Raw genomic sequence first — 18,687 nt, 5'->3', positions numbered from 1 at the left:
CTTGTAGACATGAAGTCGTTTGTCCTCTAATGTTCAGCACAGATGCGACGACCCCTCTCCCCCAGACACACCTCGTTTGAGAGCGTTGTTCCACCCATCAGACATCGTCTGTTCGCCCACTACGATTACGCACACAACGCAGGGTTGGACAGCGGACTCTACGATGTCCGAGACCGTGTTTTTGACCATCATACGTCGATACAGGCCGCTGTCAAATCGAACGCTTGGTACCGCGAATTCCGTGAACTCGTGCTAACCGCCGCAGTCTACAACCTCGAACTATCTGTCAAGAAGTGATCTCAACGCCTTCTGTGAATTCAATAGATCGGACCAAACAAAATTTAGCAGTCCTTTTACGTTAGCGTAAAATAATTCAAGATCTAACAACCAAAACGATGACAAGCGATTCGCCTCTTTTCATAGAATTTATAGGATCTCCAGGTTCTGGAAAATCCACAATTGCCCGGAATGTAGTTCATCACCTCAAACGTGAAGGAATTTCTTGCATGTCTACTATAGAAGCTAAAGACGTTCCTGACGAGCTAGAATTCGGATTAACAAACCCAATGGCGCGGCGGGTGACTGGAATTCTTAAGGGAGCATTCTATCATCCATATATATCCTTTCAAGCATACTGGTTAGCAGCGTCCTGTTCCCCACTAAAACCAACCAATATTGTGAGAGGTTTCAACTTAGTCGCATGGCTTCACCTGACAAACCAACTCTCTTCCCGCGAGACTGCGGATGTGTTAGTGTTTGCAGATAGCCCTCCGCATGTGATTGGGCTACTATCCGCAAGGGGTCAACAGCCAGGCGAAATTAGAACTCGGAAAATGCTATCTGCATATGGATGTGATGTCAACCGACTTGTTGTCTACGTTGATTCGCCTACCAAGGTATGTGCCAAACGCGTCCAAGAACGCGATACACCTAGCCGTTTCAATGATATAGAGGTGGACGAAGCGGCTAAGATGATGGAAAAATATCGTGAGACGATATTGAATACAATGGACATCATCTCCGATATCGGGTATGGTGAGATTTTGCAAGTTAGCGGTACCGCATCCGTAGAAGAATCAACCACTAAAATTATTGAAACGGTGCAATCTTCAGACGAGCTCCCTACGTGAGGAGCATCATATTCATTCTGAAGATCTGGGAGACGAGATAATATATAGCAAATCACGCCGTTCCTCACCTTTGTAATCTGCTCTCCCGATAAACTCAATAGCCTTGTCGCTGCCAAAGACCTCATTAAGGTAGTCCAGGTGGTACTCTTTAATGGGCTGACTTTCTGGGCAGGGAACCTCGTCATGGAGTTCCTGTTCTGGGAGTTCAAAGAACAGTTTCTCTGAATTCTCTCCAAGATGGCGTAACATATCTGACGCTGCTGAGTTGCCATACGCTTGAACCCAGTGATGGTAAACCGTTAGTAGTAGAATCACATCAAACGAAGGAATTCTTGAAACAGACTCTGGGGTTAAATTGTACCGTACGTAACCAAGGCCATCTGAGAATTCATTACCAGACCGTGCCATGGTAAGCATTTGTTCTGCACGGTCAACGCCGATACAGAACAAACCCTCGTTATGGAACTTAGAAGTCAGCCAACCATTAGCACAGCCAATATCTAGTAAGTTAGAATCGTCTTCATCAATGTAGGGTTGCATCATCTCCCACCGGTCAACAGCGTCGACACGCTTCTCTGTCTGATAGCGAGTTATACGAAATCCGTTTTGAACGAATCGCTGACAAAACCCTGTGCTTCTGCGGGCCAATTCACCAAGCCCCTCCGATCGATATATCTGGATCGCCCGAGAAAAATACGCTTTGAGCATAAATGGATTGCATCCGTACACCTATTCAAGCCTTACGAACTGCATTTTAGTTTTAGATTAGAATATTAACTACGTGTGATTTAAAATGTTTTGAGATATTCCGTGTGCGGGCCAAGCGACGAATTCAATACCAGTCCGGACAGTACATACTTGTCCACGACGTGGTGGAATGGATGTCCCAGAATGAGAACGATTATTAGATCAACTACATAAATTAGGACAGAATGCCTAATATTCTCTATTTAGTTAATTCGGTTTCATCAACATCAATTCCTGTTGAAATTGGCTATGCAGTTAACGAGTACACTTCCTCAAACGTCACGATTGCTGTGCTCATGAACGACGATAACAGTACACTTGATCCTGATGTTCAAGAAATGGGGTTGCCGATGAAATTCTTCGGAGGTTCTGACAATTTTGATATAAAACTCTATCGACGGCTATGTAATCATTTACAGGAACATGAATATGATATAATCCACCCACATCACAACTTTAGCGGTGCTATTGGTAGAATCATTGGGAGATTATATCAGATACCTGTCGTGAATACAGAACATAATGATATTCAGCATCTTTCTATACCACAGAGGGTTGTCAATACGCTCACCCTCGGATTACCACAAGTCAATGTGTATAATTCGAAGAGTACTCAATCATCATTAGGTCCGGTCGAACGACGGCTTTCAAAACGCAACGAGATCGTGTATAATGGCATTGATATTGATCGCATCGACGAAAGTAGTAGGCATGATATCCCAGCTAACATTCCGGATGAGATATTAATCACAAACGTAGGAGTGATGACTGAACAAAAAAATCAAAGAGTCATCCTCAAAGCTGCCCACCAGATGAAGCAACGGTCCATGGTCGACGACATCCATTTCGTTATCGCGAGTAGTGGACCGCTCGAAAGTGAGTTGAAAGACCTCGCTTCTCAACTCGGTCTTTCTGATCTTGTGACGTTCACGGGATATCTTCCGGAACGGGAACAGATATACAGTTTGTTACACCAGTCGGATATTTTTCTAATGCCGTCAGTGTATGAGGGATTCTGTGTAGCGGCTGTGGAAGCGATGGGTTGTGGTTTACCCGTGGTCGCGAGTGATATCAATGTCTTTCGAGAAGTTATCGGGAAACACGGGATTTTCGTTCCACACGATGATCCGAACGAGATCGCCAGCCATCTAATTGAGATTCGCTCTGAGATAGATAGCGAGTATATTCAAAGAAAACGAGAGAAACTACGTCAACGAGCCGTGTCTCAGTATTCTTTAAAACAAACCGCAATAGAGTATCACGAACTGTATCAAGAGGTGAGCACCTAATATATAGTACAATTCAATGTGGTCGGCCCATATTTTAGATACAATAATACCTGAAGACGAGATGTTTGGCTCTGTTTAAATTCTCAGAGATTGACATGTTCATCCTGTAATTCCACGAGATGAAGACCCTTCCGAAGTCACAGATTCTCCGTTTTACTGAGAAAGCGATCCATCTTGCATGCCGAGCGGTCTCTCGATACTTCTCGAAGTTCTCCAAACACCGCTATACAAGTGACACTGATGGTTGATGCGAAGGTCAATGCAATCTCGATCTCCACGTGACGACGACACGTAAACACAATATTCAGATCGCTCCGTGGTTGATCAAGCGCAATCCCGAGAGTATCGATATTCTGTCGGTGACAAAGGGTACGACGATCAGAAAATCAGGCGACTTGCCCGTCAATACGAGGTCCTTCTACTGATCAAGCGTCGTGAATTCACCTCACTTCACCGGGCATGGAAGCATGCTTCGACGCTGATCTCTACGGATAACGGAGTCAATCAGAGACGACCAACTCAACGCTCAAGGGGAAGTACGGTGCTTTCGTCCGATCACGACGATGGTGGAAACAGTTCCGTGAACTCACTATCGCTTGTCTCAGTCACAACATCGACTAATCACTCTGAGTGGTCGAGACAGAAAAGATAGATACCGATTGGTGAAACCCGTACTCGGCTCCAAGTCGATAGTCGAGCAATCAACACAACCTGCGAACCGTTCAGTCAAGTGCTATTCGCAGCTTTCTCGGTCACATTCATATACACCAATCCCGAGAAGCAGCCGACTGGGATGGTTATCCACCACGTGAGAATAAATGCGATCACGACAAGCCCTACCGCGATCTCAGCCGCTTCCATGAGGGTAGCACCGCTCAGTGAAAACAGAGCTTCGACGATGAGTACTCCCCCGACGAGAACGAGCGACACGAGATACGTTGCGATGGCTCCTATTCCACCGGTAATTATTCCGGTGATCGAAGAAGATGATGGTGCCAAACGCCAGCCGACGACCCCGAGGAAAAATGCCGAAGGCACGGCGATCGGCAGAGCGAGAGCGGGAAACAGGAAACTCGAAAGCCAATCACCGCTCGTCCCTCGCACGGCATACCCACTCAGCACGATGCCGTAGAGACCGGTTGCGAAAATGGCTGCCGAACCAGCTGCATATCCAGCACCAATGTCGGGCCGATCAGCGTTTGGAAGGCGTCCCGGGCCGTATTGTTTACAGGCCTTTCGAAGTGTCAACCGATAGGAGGGCGGCATACTCAGACTTCGGAATAAAAACAGATAGTCTTTGGGGGCAATTTTCCAATCAGCCCGCACTTTTCACCGACCAGCTGTTTCGGACGGAAATGTGTCTGAAGAAGAGGATTTCAACAGAGCCACAGAGTCGATACTGGGACGTACTCTCGGTTTTGAACTGCTCCGTCGTCGTGGTTAATTCCCTGATTATTTACTTGCCATACAAGGTCGACAGACTCATGGTAAGAAGATTGGGTCCTCCCGAAGACGAGACACAATAGCCTACCCGACTGATCTATCTACAGAATTGAACAGCACGACTGACAGTTATCAGGTTAAAGTCCCGTATGCCACCCAAAATACGACGACAGGCCCGCTGGATTAGAAATGAGCCTACACAGGATCGTCGGTAAATGGGAGGTGGAGATGACGTATCTCTTCAACGAGATGGCTCCCGACACGTTTTTCAGAGTCGTAAGTACGACTGACTGAGCAAAAAACTACTTTTCCCTGTACCACGATTAGGGCCATGTTCTCCACGTACCCGGAACGGAGTTCGAAGACCATCCAAAGCGCGAAACGGAGGACATAACCGAGACGGGATATTCATCACACCTAGGGCCGGTACCAATTCGAGATCTCGATTCGAAGCCATATGACACTGATCCAAAAAATATTCATCTTCAACATCAGCCGATCCCTGAGGAGATGTAAGTTAATATATTCTCTTATATATGTTATTTATGATATTTTGGTAAGAACCGTTAGAGCACCGATCGAGATCTTCGTCAAAAAGGAGGAACGGCCAACGAAGCAACGAGGAGGAGATACAACAGTGACTCGAAGATCTCAGAGATATAATCTCACCGTGAAGCCATCAAAAAGAAGATCAGCCATCCATGACTAACATCGTCCTCGTCGTGATGGATACTGCCCGATACGACTCGGTACTCGTTAGTCAAGCCGAACTACCGACTTTCGAGTTCCTTCGAGAGCGAGGGGTCACGTACACGTCTGCCTTCGCAAGTGCTCCATGGACACTCCCATCACACGGGGGGCTCTTCTCTGGAAGATACTCTTCGAGACACGGCGCTAGTGCAGCCGCCAAGCGATTCTCAAAAAACACACCCACTGTCGTCGAAGCGTTCGAGAAGGCGTCCTATGAGACGGTTGCGGTTTCGAACAACACTTGGATCAGCGACGAGTTCGGGTTCGCACGTGGGTTTGACACCTTTCGGAAGAACTGGCAGTACATTCAGTCGGACGTTGACCTCGGTAAGATCGCCCGAAAAGAAGAGGGATTCAACAAAATACGGGGGGTCACTAAACAACTGTTCGATGGGAACCCAATCGTAAACGTCGCTAACGCTGTGTACGGACAGTTTGGCAGACGGGCTGACGACGATGGGGCAAAAGGAACCAATCAATGGATTTCCCGTTGGCTTAGCGACAGAGCTGATTCTGACCCGTTCTTCCTGTTTATCAACTACCTTGAACCTCATCTCGAATACCGACCACCTGAGGAATACACGAAAGCACACCTTCCTGAAGGCGTGAGCTACGCGGAGGCGATGAAAGTCAATCAGGACGCATGGAGCTACATCGCAAATGACGTCGAGATGACTGACCGCGACTTCAGGATACTCGAAGCGCTCTACAACGCGGAGATTGCCTATCTCGACGAACAGATTGGCGAACTCCAGCGGCTGCTGGAGAAGGCTGGCCAATGGGAAGACACGATATTCGTCGTCACCGGTGATCATGGCGAGAACATCGGTGATCACGGCCTAATGGACCACCAATACTGTCTCTACGATACGCTCATCCACATTCCGCTGATAATCCAAGGTGGTGATTTCACCGGCGGTGAAACTGTCGATGAATTGGTTCAGTTGACCGACCTTGCACCGACGTTACTCGATGCTGCTGAGATAGCCGCGCCCGAATTTAGAGAGCAGTTACAGGGTCGTTCGTTTCTACCCAATCTGGACACCTCTCCCCGGGAGTACGTGTTCTCGGAGTATCTGGCCCCCCAACCTTCGATGGATGCACTCAAGAAGCGCGTTGGCGATATCCCCGACGAAGTCTATGAATACGATCGATCTCTCCGTGCAATTCGCGGAAAGAAGTGGAAACTCATCCGTGGTTCCGATGGAACTACGGAACTATATCACATCTCGAACGATCCTCACGAAACCATGAATCTCGCATCCGATCGCCCGGAGAAAGTCGATGAACTAGAGGACGAACTCGACACTTGGCTAGATTCGTTCGAACATGTCGATACATCGGGTACTGTCGAGATGAGTAACGATACGAAAGACCGATTAGAAGATCTCGGTTACTTGCAGTGACATAATGATTCGAGGAGTTTGGTCGTATGGGTTACGGTTGACTGCCACTGGTGGTTTTCCACGACCTGTTCTCGAGCAGATACACTCGCTTTGTCCGCAGCAAGGACCTTAGAGATTGTGGCTGACAGTGCGTCTGCCGAATCGGTTTGTATAACCCGACCACCCTTCCCCACTATTTTGGAGATTTGTTCCAAATCACTCGTGACGACGGGCACACCTGAAGCCATCGCTTCCAGCACGGCCCTGGGAACTCCCTCAGCTCGGCTCGGTAATACGAGTATATCCGAACTTCGATAGACTGTAGGCATTTTCTCATACGAAACTTCTCCAATAAATGTTACTGATTCATTGATTCCAAGATCTCTTGTTTGATGTTTCGTGGACTCATGAAGGGGACCGTCTCCACATAGATATAATTCTGCGTCGGGATACTCGGTCAATACATCTCCAAATGCGTCGATTACCAACTCCGGACGCTTCCCATCCACGAACCGACCGACGAACAACACGACTGGTCCGTTGGCGTCGATCGATTCCATACCCTGCCCGTCCGGAGTAAACCGCTCCGTATCGATTCCATTGGGGATGACTTCGATCCGCGATTTCACACCGAGTTCCCGAAGTGCATCTTTCTCCGCATCGGTATAACAGAACGCGATGTCTGCTTGGTTGTACGTCCACTTGCCGATCGTCCGAAGATAGAGATCGAATACCCGTTCGGGTGCGGATTGTGAATACAGCGAGTGGTTCGTGATCGCCAGCGGAGTATCACTGAAACACCGATTTAATGCCGCGAGATTCGTCGAGAAGTAGAAATGGGAATGTGCGTGAATGACATCGAAATCGGAAGATCCGAATATCTTCTTCGCGACTGGTATCGAGATATCGTTTTTCAGGACATTGAACGTCGCTGGACAGTAGACGATTTCGTACCCGTCACGCCACTCCCTCTTCACTGTCTCAACGTCATCGGTCACTTTGAGAACCGTAACGTCGTGTCCCATCGCTGCCTGATCTCGACTCATCGCATGAACGTGGTATTCCCCCCCACCAATCTCGTCGGGATACAGCCAGTGACTGACTCGAAGGATCTTCATCGGTGTCTCTATCGAAGTTATATCTTCCCAATCACGGTTAGTCTCGCACTCATCTATCATAGTGCATCACCGATCGGCTTCCACTCGAACTCCGCGAGCAATAGTTTGAAACGCTTCTCAGTCTTTTCGAGATTTCGATAGTGCCGTAGACGATAGAACGGATTCATGTCACGGATCTTCGGCTGCCCGGGATCGAGCTCCCATGGGTGGAGGTAGAAGACGAATTCCCTATGTTGGGAGATACGATCGACGCCACGACGAAAGATCGGATATGGGATGAAGCGAAAGTATCCACCGCCGGCCCAAGGAATCCGAACCTTTGACCACTCGAAGAGCGGTAGTTGGACCTCCGTGAGTCCGGATTCGGTTCGCGTGAACGTTTCCGAACCCTGAACGGATATATCGCCATATCGATCGTGGACCGGGGCCGGAAATCGACTCGAATCGTATTCGAAACCGAGATCGGTTAGCGTCTCGATCGCCGCTTCCGTAATCGAAAAACTCGGAGCCCGATACCCGATCACCTCCTGATCGACCTGCGATTCGAGCAGTTGCTTCGATCGTCGCAGGTCGTTCCGTACCTCCGTCTCGGACTGTTCGTACAGGAGTTCGTGGTTGTATCCGTGTGACGCCACTTCGTGTCCTCTGGCCTCGATTTCGCCCGCGAGTTCGGGCGCACGCTCCGCGACATGACCGAGGACGAAGAATGTCGCTTTCGTATCGTACTCGTCCAGAAGATCGAGGATACGTCGCGTGTTTTCGACGACTCGAAGTTCGTACTCGTCCCACTTCTCGCGATCGAGTGCGGGCCACAGGTTATGTGAGTGGAACCAGTCCTCGACGTCGATAGAGAGATATAACTCGGTCATAGAACCTCTCTTCCACGTCGCTGGAACTCACGACGATCGTCGGCGGTGGGGAACGAATAGTACGATCCCTTACCGGACATCTCTGTCAATTCCACGGTTCCATCCGCGATCGCAGCCAGAGCAGCTGCAGCTTCCTTGCCCCCAACGCGTTTTCCTCGAGTAATCACGTCGTCGAGAGTATCGTTGCTGTCCACCAGAAAGGTCGTCTGACGAACGATCTTACCTCGATCGATCTCCTCCACCATCGTGTGAACGGTGACCCCGATCTCATCCTCACCCTGATACAGCGCCCAGAACGTCGGGAGCATTCCGCGATACTCCGGGAGCGATGCAGTGTGGACGTTTATACAACCCCAATTGGGCGCAGTCAGTATCGCAGAATCGAACACCTCCGGTGCCGAGACGGACAGCAGTACGTCGATATTGGATTCCTCAAGATACGAGACAAATTCCGACTCGTTCACGTTTTCGCGAGTTTTGACGGGAACCCCGTTTCGGTTAGCGATGTTTGCTACCGAATACGAATCACCGATCGACGAGAGCGTCTTTCGATATGCGAATTCGATCCCACGCCGGAGGAAATTCCACGGACCGTATAGGCCATACATACGGGCTGCCAGCTCCGCCATCGAATCGTCGAGAAGATCGAGGATCGTAACCGAATCGATGACTACCTTCTCGGATAGTTCATCGAAGAACGCCTCGAAGAACGTGGGCATATAGAAGGGTTCGTCCTGCGTAACGATTGCGATCCGTAGTGGCATCTAGTTAGTATCTCCGTCGGACGGTGATTAAATCCTGTTCATCTAGCTGACGAAGATGTTTAATCAACCGCACTCCCGTCATGAGCTAATAAACGGGCTCTGTAGTTTCTCTAGATGAAAGCGCTTGGCGATCGCCACCGGATCCACGAGGAACGGCGGATCGTAAGATGAAGAAGAAATAGTTCGTACTCACACGAAACTAAACTAAACCAGAACGACGCCCGCTAGATCGCCGAGGAGGCGGACGTCTCCCACGACACGGCCGTCAAGTACCTGAATCGGCTCGTCGAGACCGACGAGCTGGAGACCGTAGAGATCGGGGACGGAACCGGGTACAGGTCGGATCCGGTCACGCAGTTCCTGTCTGAGGTGCGTCGACTCGCGGAGGAACACACGCTGGAGGAGATGACCCGCGAACTCGACGCGATCGACTAGGAGATCGACGACTGGAGGGACGTCTACGGCGTAGACTCCCTCGAGGAACTCCGAACCAGCCTCGGCCGTGACGACCTCGATCCGGACGATCGCCAGGAGCGGCTCGCGGTCGCGGTGGAGTGGGAGTAGGATCTGGATGTCCGTGAGGCAATCCGGCTCGCGATCGGACTGCAGAACCCCCTCGAAACGTCAGACGTGAACTGACTCGCCGGCAACGCGTCGTCGACGTTGCCACAGGAAGGGTAGCGGTGGCGTTCGTCAGCGGCCGGGGATTCACCCGGCGCTCGGAACGACGCACTTTCAGATCGAAGCCGGGGACGAGTCGATTCACGAACTGGCACACATCGAGGCCGAAGCACCACTCCACTTCCTCGAGATCTGTCTCGATCGGCTCCCCGATCGACTGGCGGTGACGACCGGTTGACGACGCGACCGCCCCGATCGGGATCTACCTACTGTACGACCGGTTCGACGTCGTCGATCGCCGACAGTCGGTAGAACCGGGCGACGTGAAACAGGCCGAGCCACACGACCGCGGCGACCCCCGCGCCGAGCGCGTTAAGTCCCATGTCTCCCACTGCGAAGGTTCTCGCCGGAAGCGTCGACTGTAGGAGTTCGATCGCGACCCCGTAGCCGAACGCCACGAGGAAGCCACCGCCCACCGCGTACCACGACGACCGCGGGGGAGCATAGATCGCGTAGACGACTGCACCGGAAAGCCCGACGTAGGCGATCACGTGCAGCCAGTTCGAGTACGGAAACAACCCCAAGGGACCCATCTCGATCGCGCCCGATCCAGGTGGTGCGAACACGGAGTAGTACAAAAGCACTCCGGCGACGCTTGCGACCAGCAACCATCGGACCGATTTCGGGACGAGAGGAAGGTGGAGACGGGTCATCTATCGATCGTCGTTTGAAACGCGTCCTGAAAGAGAGACGTTACAGAACTCGAGGGATCCCGTCTGTTCACCGCTACCGTTACATCGAGTAGTCTCATACAGACCGTGGGTTTGCTCCATGGACAAAACACATGCGATCAACCGGGAGCATTCAACCGAACAACGGTACGATGTCGTCGGTGAGAGCGGAGTTTTTAAACGGATTGGGCGCCCACGACGGAACGATGAACGGGGGGTGGCGATATCGGGTGTCGAGCGCCGCCGGCGTAGCCGGGCTGACCGCGTTTGCGGTCACGCTCGTGAACAGCGGCCCGGTCCAACTCCTCATCACGTCGCTACCCGTGTTGGGCAGGCTCTCGGCGAATCCGCCGGCCGGTGCGGAGGCGTTCTTCGAGGTCGTGATCACGACCGTGATCGTGACGGCTGCGTTCCTTCCCTTGTACAAGCCGCGGCCGCGGCGGGTCCTCGACACCATCGCGCTCACACAAAAGCGCGTGATGGTCGCCGTGTTCGCGCTCGCGACGATCGGCTACTTCGATTACACCTATCGGCTTCCCCGGGCCACGCTAATTGCGGTCACACCCGTGCTTCTCGTGATGCTCCCGGCGTGGTTCGTGTGGATCCGGCGGCGACCCTCCACCGATCCCGAGCGCGCGATCATCGTTGGGGACGACCCAAAGGAGATCGGGCGTCTCGCGACGGACGTGTCAGTCCCGCTGTTGGGATACCTGTGTCCGACGAGTGCTCTCGTACACACGGAGGACGATCGAGACGGTAGAGACGATACCGGCATCGACGAATGGTCGTCGACGATGGCGGTCGCGGATGGCGGCGTTGAGATCGCCGGGATCCAGCGGTTAGGTGGGCTCTCGCGGATCGAGGACGTACTCGTGGAGTACGACATCGACACCGTGGTGTTGGCCTTCGACCGAACCGACCGAGCGGAGTTCTTCGGCGCTCTGGATGCGTGTTACGAACACGGCGTCGATGCGATGGTTCACCGTGACCACGCCGACTCGGTGTTGACCGCCGAGAATGATGTCGGAACGCTCGTCAATGTACAGATCGAACCCTGGGACGTTCAGGACTACGTGTTGAAGCGTGGATTCGACATCGCGTTTTCGGTGATAGGTCTCATCGGGTTGGTCCCCGTGATCGCGGCGATCGTCGTCGCCATCAAACTCGATGATGGTGGACCGATCCTCTACAAACAGGAGCGGACAGCCGTGTTCGGCGAGACGTTCGAGGTGTACAAGTTCCGAACGATGGTGCCCGAGGGGGAATCTGCGATCCCCGTCGACGATGAGGAGAACGGTCGGATCACACACGTCGGACACGTGCTTCGGCGAACGCATCTCGACGAGATCCCGCAGTTGTGGTCGATCCTCGTCGGCGATATGAGCGTTGTCGGCCCGCGGGCGGTCTGGACAGAGGAGGAGTCACTCCTCGAGGCGCAGACTCGATCGTGGCAACAACGGTGGTTCGTGAAACCCGGGTTGACGGGGCTCGCACAGATACACGACGTGAAGAGTACGAACCCCCAGGAGAAGCTCCGATACGACCTGCAGTACGTGAAACGACAGTCGTTCGAGTACGACCTGAAGATCGTTATGCGACAGATCTGGAAGGTCGGTGCGGACGTAGTCGAGACGATTCGATGAGGTAGGTGTAAGTAGTAGCGTTTCACCGGTAGTTCGATTACTGGTCGTTTGCAGTCTTTCCTCGTTGTTCTTCAAGCGAGATGCACGGCACCGATGTCGCTCCCCGAGTACAAACCGATCCTTCTGGAGAACCCCGTCTCCTTACGCTCCCTCGTTAAACGTGACCTGCGTTCCGTTCTCTACTGCCGTTTCCGAAACCTGCACCGATTCATTCTCGATCGTGTACTCACCCGGATACGCAACTCGAACCGCGTACGTTCCGTTTTCGTTCACGCTTCTCTGCCGAGAGTACGTGAATTCCTCACCGGAGACCGTCACTGTCGTCTCGAGACTTACGTCCGTCCCGGGTTCACTCTGGCCGGCGATCGTGGCACCCGGTACCGGCTGGAACACCTTGACCTCGCCACCTTCCGCGATGTAAACGACCCGGAAGTGGCCGGACCCATTCGTTGCCGTCGAGGCGCTGCCGTGCTGCTCGAACAGCTGTACGTAAGTCGTACTTGGATCGGCGTCGACGTTCAGGTTCTCGATCGCGATGTATCCAACCCGTCCCGAAAACCGATCGTAGTGACTGTCTGGATTTGGATCGTTCAAAAACGCCTCATAATTGTCTCGTGCGTACCAGTACGTATCTCCCCCACCACTCACCTGGTAGTTGTACATTCGATTCCGACCCCAATCACTCAACACGTAGTTCGGCCCCTCCCGATCGTCGGCGTCCGCGTCGATCCACGCGGCAGCATCTGCTTCCGAATCCGTGATCGCCACCGTATCCATGATCCCGGGGACCAGAAAGAGACTCAAACTTCCGATCAACATCACCGCCAACGCGATCGTGCTGGCCCGTCCGATCGACATCGACGCCGGCCACCACACGAATCGTGTTCGATCGTCGCTTTCTCCAGTCTCACGACCCAATTCTTGCTCCCCATCCTCTCCAGCCGACTCCGTGATCGTCGGCGGCTCGACGGCGTCGATCTTCCCCAACAGGTACACCAGTCCGACGCCCGCAAACACGGACGTAACCGCGGTCGCCTCGCCGGCAAACCGGATCTGGAAGAACGCGAACCCGAGCAGGCTCACCGCATAGCTCGAGAGCACGAGCCATTCCGGTCGATGGTCCTGAACGCATCGCCACCCGATCCACACGAGCGCGGGCAGCGCGACGAACAGGAACCACCCGAAGTGATCGACGGGACCGAACAGGAATCCGAAGTCTGCCGAGAACAACGATCGCGTCTCGGCGATCCCCTCACGTCCCAACAGGCTCTCCGTCACACGCTGTCGAAACCGATCCGCATCCTCGGGCCGCGCCCACGCGAACCCGAACCAAAGCGGCACCACGCTCGCCGCCGCCGCCCCGAGATGCACCCCGGGATGCCACTCCAACCGCTGCACCACGCTCGCCGCCCCCACCACGACGATCCCGCCGAACGCGACCAAAAGCGGCATGAACACCACCATCGACTCCTGCCAGCCGTATCGCGTGTGCATCAGGTACGCCAGCACGAACCCGACGACCAACGCCCCGATCACGGGCGTTCCCGCCACCAGGGGACTCCGGTCGGTCCGGATGTCCGAGGCGGACCGCAGCGTCAGATAGACCGCGAGCCCCACGAGCAGGATCGGCGAGCCGCCCCACGAGTGGACCATGGCCGCGACGATCACGCCGACGAATCCCGCGACCGCGATCGTCGACGGCGCGAGCAGGTACGAGCGCCACTCGCCCACGTCGTGGCGATCCAACGACCGCGAGAGCCACAACACGCCGAGGATCGACAATGCAAGCCAGGTGTAATCCACCGTGTGGTGATCGAAGAAGCCGATCCCGGAGTAGAGCGCGTGCCCCGGTAACAGCGCCAACACGAGCACCGAGGCCAACGCGATCCGCTCGTCCCCGGTCGTCCACATCGCGTACAGGTACACACACCCCCCGACGATCAACGCCGAGACGATCGGGATCCACGCCACGATCCCCGCGGCCGCCTCGACCTCCCCGCCGCCGAACAGCTTCGTCGCCGCCCACCCGATCGTGTACACGAGGGGATACCCCGAGGTCCGCCCACCGAGCACCTCCGAGATCGCCTCGATCTCGAACAGCCCGATGTCGGCCGCCAGCAGCTGCTCGGTCCAGTAGAGGTAGTGGTACGGATCGTTGCTCGGCAGAAAGACCCGGTCCTCGCGGAACACCTTCGTGTACGTCACGGTCCGCATCACGAACAGGTACGCGAAGACCGCCACCAGCCCGGTGGCCAGATCCCGATGCATGTCCGCGGTCACCCCCCCGATCCACGCCCGCATCCGATCTCCGATCGCCACGTCGTCGATCCCCACGCGCTCGCCATCGTCCACTCCGGAAGCCACGTCCGCACCACCATCGCCACCGTCCCCATCACTCTCGAACGCCTCGAGCGCACTCCGGACCGCCTCGGGGTCGGACACGCGATAGCCGTCGCCCTCGCTCTCGACGATCCCGTGTGAGACGAGTTCGCCGAAGGCCCCCGAGTCGGCGTCCACGTCCGCGAACGTCCAGGGCGCGTCCGCCCCCTCGTCCACCGCGAGCGCGTCCGCGACCGTCTCGGCCAGCTCCGGTCGGTCCTCGAGAAGGGTTCGCGTGGCCGCGTGCGCATCCGCCATTTGGAGGGCGTGCGTCGGCGACCGGCTAAAGTGTGGCGTTGTCCGCCATCGAAGGGATGACCGCTAGCGGATCCTCAGTCACGGAGGAACCGAATTGCGAGTACTGATACGACGACGAGAGCGACGACGGTGACGATGAGCCCGAATCCGGGCTCCTCAACTGCCGTCGTCCCGGTCGGGGTCTCCGTTGGTGTGGCTGTCTCCGTTTGTGTGGGGCTCCTCGTCGGTGACGGCGTCGCCGTGGGGGGCTCTGCCGTGGGTGTTTGTTCGGCTGTTGTGGTCGGGGTTACTGTCGGTGAATCGGGTGGTGTCGCCGTCGGCGTGACGGGGTCCGTTGGTGATGTGGTCGGGGTCGGTGTGTCAGCCGTTTCCACGTCGATGCGGAAGGATTCGCTCGCTTCGCCGGTCGTCAGATCGTCGATTCCCTCGATACGGAGCGTGTACGTTCCGTCATCGACGTCCGTGAAGTCGAACAACCAGTAGGCGGTACGATCGTTCGTCGTTCCACGGCCTTGGACCTCCCGTGCGAGAACGTCCTCGTCGACGGCTTCCGGGAGACGATCGGATTGTGCGTCCGTTGGACTCGTCGAGAGGACTTCCCGCTCGATGGAGACGTTCTCCTCGTGACTGACCAGGTCGACCTCGAGATCCTCGGCCTCGACGTAGTTCCAGTCGACGATCACCAACAGCGATTCGTCCCGCTGGAGTTCGGACGGGTCGTCGAGTTCCGTTCCGACGCTGTTGTAGAGCGTGACGCTGCTGATTCGAGGCTCCAACACACGTACTGTCAGATCCTCCCCGGAGTATCGGCCGGGCGTCTGATCGGCCTGAATCGATCCCGACAGCCGAAGTGGTTCCCCCTCGTTCTGTCCTGTCTCGCCCTCCAGAACGGTTTCCGTGACATCCGTTCCAGCGGTATCACGCCACGTCCGGATGTCCGCTTCGCCCTGGAACACCGTGTAATAGCTCTCGTTGTCGAGAATGATTTCACCAGTGCCCGTGGAGGAATTCCATCGACCCCGTGGTGCCAACGCTTCGAAATCGGTTGACTGTGCGGATGCCTCTCCGACCGGACTGGCTATCCGCGGTGTGTCGGTCGAATCACTTGCCACGAGTCCGATGCCACCGAATAGCCCGATCACGAGGAGGGTACCTACCGTGAAGCGAAGCCACGTTCTCACCATACGTGTGATACGGTTGATAGGACCATGAATCTACCTAGTGGTGACTTCCGTTTCCTCCTCGGAATCAGACGCTCAAGGTGCTCTACAGTCCGCTCACCGACCGGAGTCGAACAGGGTCGCGAGCTCCGCGATCCCGTACAGCGACGCGTCAGATCGCTCGTCGACGACCGTCCGCAACTCGTCCGTGAACCCGGCTCGCGAGAATACCGCGTAGTGGACCTCCCGATCGGTACCCTGCCACCGAACCTCGGACTCGAGCGCCGTGAGCTCGTCGAACACGTCTCGACCGACGGGATCCGTGGTCCATTTGCACTCCCCCAGAAACAGGGTGCCGACGTCTCGGTTGACGCCGACGACGTCGATCTCCTCGCCATCGTACCACCAGCGACCGACTCGAGAGCAGGACACGGGGAATGCGGGCGTCTGAACCGCCTGCTGACAGACGGTCTCGAAGGTCCGACTCGTGTGTGTCGCGAGCGTCTCGTCGATCGCCGCCCGGACTGGCGCCGTCCGTCCCTGTTCGAGCGTTCCCCGATTGGGCGCCACGTACCGAAACCAGAACCGGAGGAAGTCGTCTGCCAATCGATACAGCCCGCGGCCGTTCGGGTCCGTCACCGGCTGCTCGCGCTCGAGGATCGCCAACCCCGTGAGGTTCTGGAGATACCGGGAGAGGCTGCTCGCGTCGCGGCCAATCTCGTTGGCGATCTCGGTGACCCGTGTCGCGCCACCGGCGATGGCTTCGAGGATCGCCATGTACGTCGCGGGCTCATGGAGCTCCTGGCGCAACAGGAACTCCGGCTCCTCGTAGAGGAACGCCCCTTTCGAGAGGATCGCCTGCTCGACGTTCTCGAGCAGACGTCGGTCCGGGTCGAACTGTTCGAGGTACGCGGGAACACCGCCCAGAACGCTGTAGAGCTGGATCTGTGTCTCCAGATGGTCGTTCGGAAAGAACGCACGAACGTCCGCGAACGGGAGCGGAGCGAGCTCCCACTGTCCGGTTCGTCGCCCGTACAGCGGACTCTCGTAGCTCAACACGCCCTCCTTCATCATCGAGATCGAGGACCCCAACAACACGAGAGAGACGTCGGTCCCGTCGAGCACGTCGTCGACGATGGTCTGGAACATCGACGGGATCGTGTCGTCCTCGTCGACCAGATACGAGAATTCGTCCAACGCCACCACACACGGTCCCTCGACCCGCCCCGTGAGGTACCGAAATGCGTCGACGAACCCGTCGACGTCCGGGGCGATGTCGTCGAACCTCTCAGCGCACGCCGTTGCAAACCGCCGGGCGTTGTGTCTCGAGCCACGTTCGTCACAGAGGTAGTACACCGACGTGGCTTCGAGCGCCTCGAGCGCCGTCGTCACCAGGGTCGTCTTCCCGACCCGCCGTCGGCCGTAGACGACGAGGAGCTGTCGCTCCGGCCGAGAGAGGTGTGACGTGATCCACTCGAGTTCCGTCTCCCTGTTTATCATTATGCACACGATCATATTATCCTGTTCATAATAGTTGTTCGGATCGGCCTCGATCCCGTGTCGTCGATCGAACTCGGATGGGCGGACGTCCGAGTGGTCGACGATCCCGGATCCATCGACGAATCCGACCCGGATTCGAAATGGTCACCTGCGAAGACGTCGCGTCGATCGCCTGGGCCACGCTCGCACGGACGTCGACGTCGACAGCACCGACGTCGACGCCGACGCCGGCCAGCTCCGTGCGTCGCGATCGCGGAGTCGAGCACCACGGACGGAAGGCTATTAACAGATGCCCTGGTGTGTACACATGGATTCGACTGCCCCAAATGGGGACGGAGGACCGATCAATGCCTGACTACATCGATCCGGCGGTTGCGCGTTTGCGTGAGAGCGATGCCGAGACGACGGTGACGCTACTGCTCGGCGTCGAAGGCGATCGCGAGGCCGCCACGAGAACGATCGAACGCACCGGCGCGACGATCGAGGCCGAATTAGGGCGCGCGACGCTTCGAGTCACCGCCCCGGAATCGGCGGTCGACGATCTCGCGACCCTCGCTCCCGTGTCCTCGATCGAACTCGAACGGGAGGACGCTCGAGTTGTCGACGATCCCGGATCCATCACGGATCCAACGCGAATATAGTCGCTTGCGAAGACGTCGTCTCGATCGACGGAGGACGTGTATCCAAATCGCTCGTGTCTCGTTCCGTCCAACGTCCTCGAGCGTAATTCAAGGTGGAGCCTCCGACCTCAAGGAGCGAGCGTAGCGAGCGAGTAGGTCGGAGAGGAAACCGACACGGTACTACAGTAACTACGCTCGATGGCTCACCGACTCCCCTCTCTGAATCGTTACTAATATAAAAACATAGACTTACATCTGAAGTACGGATGGAGGTACGTCG

General features: G+C 55.5%; 14 protein-coding genes and 2 pseudogenes. 7 read left to right on the top strand and 9 right to left on the bottom strand.

From position 1 onward, the window contains the following. Positions 1-395 precede the first annotated feature (395 nt). Positions 396-1,130 (top strand): hypothetical protein, encoded by a 735-nt coding sequence (locus ACFQE9_RS14125; protein ID WP_379746085.1) that lies wholly within the window; start codon positions 396-398, stop codon positions 1,128-1,130. Between the two features lie 12 nt (positions 1,131-1,142). Here the strand turns inward: ACFQE9_RS14125 and ACFQE9_RS14120 are convergent, their stop codons facing one another. Continuing rightward, entirely contained in the window at positions 1,143-1,670 is a 528-nt protein-coding gene (locus ACFQE9_RS14120; protein WP_379746082.1) for a methyltransferase, read from the bottom strand. Positions 1,671-2,062: 392 nt separating this feature from the next. Between ACFQE9_RS14120 and ACFQE9_RS14115 the strand changes: the two genes are divergently transcribed. Then, the gene (locus ACFQE9_RS14115; protein ID WP_379746079.1) at positions 2,063-3,166 is read left to right on the top strand and encodes a glycosyltransferase family 4 protein; all 1,104 of its coding nucleotides are present in this window, start codon (positions 2,063-2,065) and stop codon (positions 3,164-3,166) included. 119 nt (positions 3,167-3,285) lie between these two features. Further along, positions 3,286-3,787: pseudogene (locus ACFQE9_RS14110) on the top strand (transposase). A 105-nt stretch (positions 3,788-3,892) separates the two neighbouring features. Here the strand turns inward: ACFQE9_RS14110 and ACFQE9_RS14105 are convergent. After that, on the bottom strand, positions 3,893-4,432 hold the full coding sequence (locus tag ACFQE9_RS14105) for a hypothetical protein (protein ID WP_379746075.1): 540 nt from the start codon (positions 4,430-4,432) through the stop codon (positions 3,893-3,895). Positions 4,433-5,310: 878 nt separating this feature from the next. Here ACFQE9_RS14105 and ACFQE9_RS14100 point away from each other — a divergent pair. Next, positions 5,311-6,765: a sulfatase family protein gene (locus tag ACFQE9_RS14100; protein ID WP_379746072.1), complete on the top strand. Its 1,455-nt coding sequence runs from the start codon at positions 5,311-5,313 to the stop codon at positions 6,763-6,765. Here ACFQE9_RS14100 and ACFQE9_RS14095 read toward each other — a convergent pair. The 3 genes from ACFQE9_RS14095 to ACFQE9_RS14085 are packed head-to-tail and all read right to left on the bottom strand — an operon-like array spanning position 6,753 to position 9,495. Next, positions 6,753-7,862, bottom strand: coding sequence for a glycosyltransferase family 4 protein (locus tag ACFQE9_RS14095; RefSeq protein WP_379746126.1), 1,110 nt, complete (start codon positions 7,860-7,862; stop codon positions 6,753-6,755). The genes ACFQE9_RS14100 and ACFQE9_RS14095 overlap by 13 nt on opposite strands. A 56-nt stretch (positions 7,863-7,918) precedes the next feature. Continuing rightward, positions 7,919-8,731 (bottom strand): XrtA system polysaccharide deacetylase, encoded by an 813-nt coding sequence (locus tag ACFQE9_RS14090; protein WP_379746069.1) that lies wholly within the window; start codon positions 8,729-8,731, stop codon positions 7,919-7,921. Beyond that, complete coding sequence (locus ACFQE9_RS14085; protein WP_379746066.1) at positions 8,728-9,495, bottom strand: formyltransferase family protein; 768 nt, start codon at positions 9,493-9,495, stop codon at positions 8,728-8,730. The genes ACFQE9_RS14090 and ACFQE9_RS14085 overlap by 4 nt, the downstream gene beginning before the upstream one ends. A gap of 228 nt (positions 9,496-9,723) precedes the next feature. On the opposite strand from ACFQE9_RS14085, the pseudogene ACFQE9_RS15280 reads away from it, so the two are divergent. Then, positions 9,724-10,059: pseudogene (locus ACFQE9_RS15280) on the top strand (DUF7342 family protein). 323 nt (positions 10,060-10,382) lie between these two features. Here ACFQE9_RS15280 and ACFQE9_RS14075 read toward each other — a convergent pair. Continuing rightward, positions 10,383-10,829 carry a VanZ family protein gene (locus ACFQE9_RS14075; RefSeq protein ID WP_379746060.1) on the bottom strand — a complete coding sequence of 149 codons (447 nt, stop codon included), beginning with the start codon at positions 10,827-10,829 and terminating at the stop codon, positions 10,383-10,385. A 224-nt stretch (positions 10,830-11,053) separates the two neighbouring features. Here ACFQE9_RS14075 and ACFQE9_RS14070 point away from each other — a divergent pair, with 224 nt between their 5' ends. Beyond that, positions 11,054-12,490 (top strand): sugar transferase, encoded by a 1,437-nt coding sequence (locus ACFQE9_RS14070; protein ID WP_379746057.1) that lies wholly within the window; start codon positions 11,054-11,056, stop codon positions 12,488-12,490. Between the two features lie 141 nt (positions 12,491-12,631). On the opposite strand, the gene ACFQE9_RS14065 is transcribed toward ACFQE9_RS14070, so the two are convergent. From ACFQE9_RS14065 to ACFQE9_RS14055, 3 genes are all read right to left on the bottom strand, one after another. Next, positions 12,632-15,127, bottom strand: coding sequence for a hypothetical protein (locus tag ACFQE9_RS14065; RefSeq protein ID WP_379746054.1), 2,496 nt, complete (start codon positions 15,125-15,127; stop codon positions 12,632-12,634). Positions 15,128-15,201: 74 nt separating this feature from the next. Then, a complete protein-coding gene (locus ACFQE9_RS14060; protein WP_379746051.1) occupies positions 15,202-16,083 on the bottom strand; it encodes a hypothetical protein in 882 nt (293 codons plus the stop codon). A 321-nt stretch (positions 16,084-16,404) separates the two neighbouring features. Continuing rightward, a complete protein-coding gene (locus tag ACFQE9_RS14055) occupies positions 16,405-17,787 on the bottom strand; it encodes an ATP-binding protein (protein WP_379746048.1) in 1,383 nt (460 codons plus the stop codon). 347 nt (positions 17,788-18,134) lie between these two features. Between ACFQE9_RS14055 and ACFQE9_RS14050 the strand changes: the two genes are divergently transcribed. Beyond that, complete coding sequence (locus tag ACFQE9_RS14050) at positions 18,135-18,428, top strand: hypothetical protein (protein ID WP_379746045.1); 294 nt, start codon at positions 18,135-18,137, stop codon at positions 18,426-18,428. Positions 18,429-18,687: the final 259 nt, after the last annotated feature.

It is taken from the genome of Halopenitus salinus (assembly GCF_042662125.1).
GTDB classification, from domain to species: Archaea; Halobacteriota; Halobacteria; order Halobacteriales; family Haloferacaceae; genus Halopenitus; species Halopenitus salinus.
The sequence above is the reverse complement of the archived record's forward strand: the minus strand, read 5'-3'. Positions and strand labels throughout refer to the sequence as shown.

Bases quoted from the DNA above. Each gene is read 5' to 3' on its own strand.
- ACFQE9_RS14125 (WP_379746085.1), top strand. From the start codon at position 396: ATGACAAGCGATTCGCCTCTTTTCATAGAATTTATAGGATCTCCAGGT.
- ACFQE9_RS14120 (WP_379746082.1), bottom strand. From the start codon at position 1,670: ATGCAACCCTACATTGATGAAGACGATTCTAACTTACTAGATATTGGC.
- ACFQE9_RS14115 (WP_379746079.1), top strand. From the start codon at position 2,063: ATGCCTAATATTCTCTATTTAGTTAATTCGGTTTCATCAACATCAATT.
- ACFQE9_RS14105 (WP_379746075.1), bottom strand. From the start codon at position 4,432: ATGCCGCCCTCCTATCGGTTGACACTTCGAAAGGCCTGTAAACAATAC.
- ACFQE9_RS14100 (WP_379746072.1), top strand. From the start codon at position 5,311: ATGACTAACATCGTCCTCGTCGTGATGGATACTGCCCGATACGACTCG.
- ACFQE9_RS14095 (WP_379746126.1), bottom strand. From the start codon at position 7,862: ATGAAGATCCTTCGAGTCAGTCACTGGCTGTATCCCGACGAGATTGGT.
- ACFQE9_RS14090 (WP_379746069.1), bottom strand. From the start codon at position 8,731: ATGACCGAGTTATATCTCTCTATCGACGTCGAGGACTGGTTCCACTCA.
- ACFQE9_RS14085 (WP_379746066.1), bottom strand. From the start codon at position 9,495: ATGCCACTACGGATCGCAATCGTTACGCAGGACGAACCCTTCTATATG.
- ACFQE9_RS14075 (WP_379746060.1), bottom strand. From the start codon at position 10,829: ATGACCCGTCTCCACCTTCCTCTCGTCCCGAAATCGGTCCGATGGTTG.
- ACFQE9_RS14070 (WP_379746057.1), top strand. From the start codon at position 11,054: ATGAACGGGGGGTGGCGATATCGGGTGTCGAGCGCCGCCGGCGTAGCC.
- ACFQE9_RS14065 (WP_379746054.1), bottom strand. From the start codon at position 15,127: ATGGCGGATGCGCACGCGGCCACGCGAACCCTTCTCGAGGACCGACCG.
- ACFQE9_RS14055 (WP_379746048.1), bottom strand. From the start codon at position 17,787: ATGATAAACAGGGAGACGGAACTCGAGTGGATCACGTCACACCTCTCT.
- ACFQE9_RS14050 (WP_379746045.1), top strand. From the start codon at position 18,135: ATGCCTGACTACATCGATCCGGCGGTTGCGCGTTTGCGTGAGAGCGAT.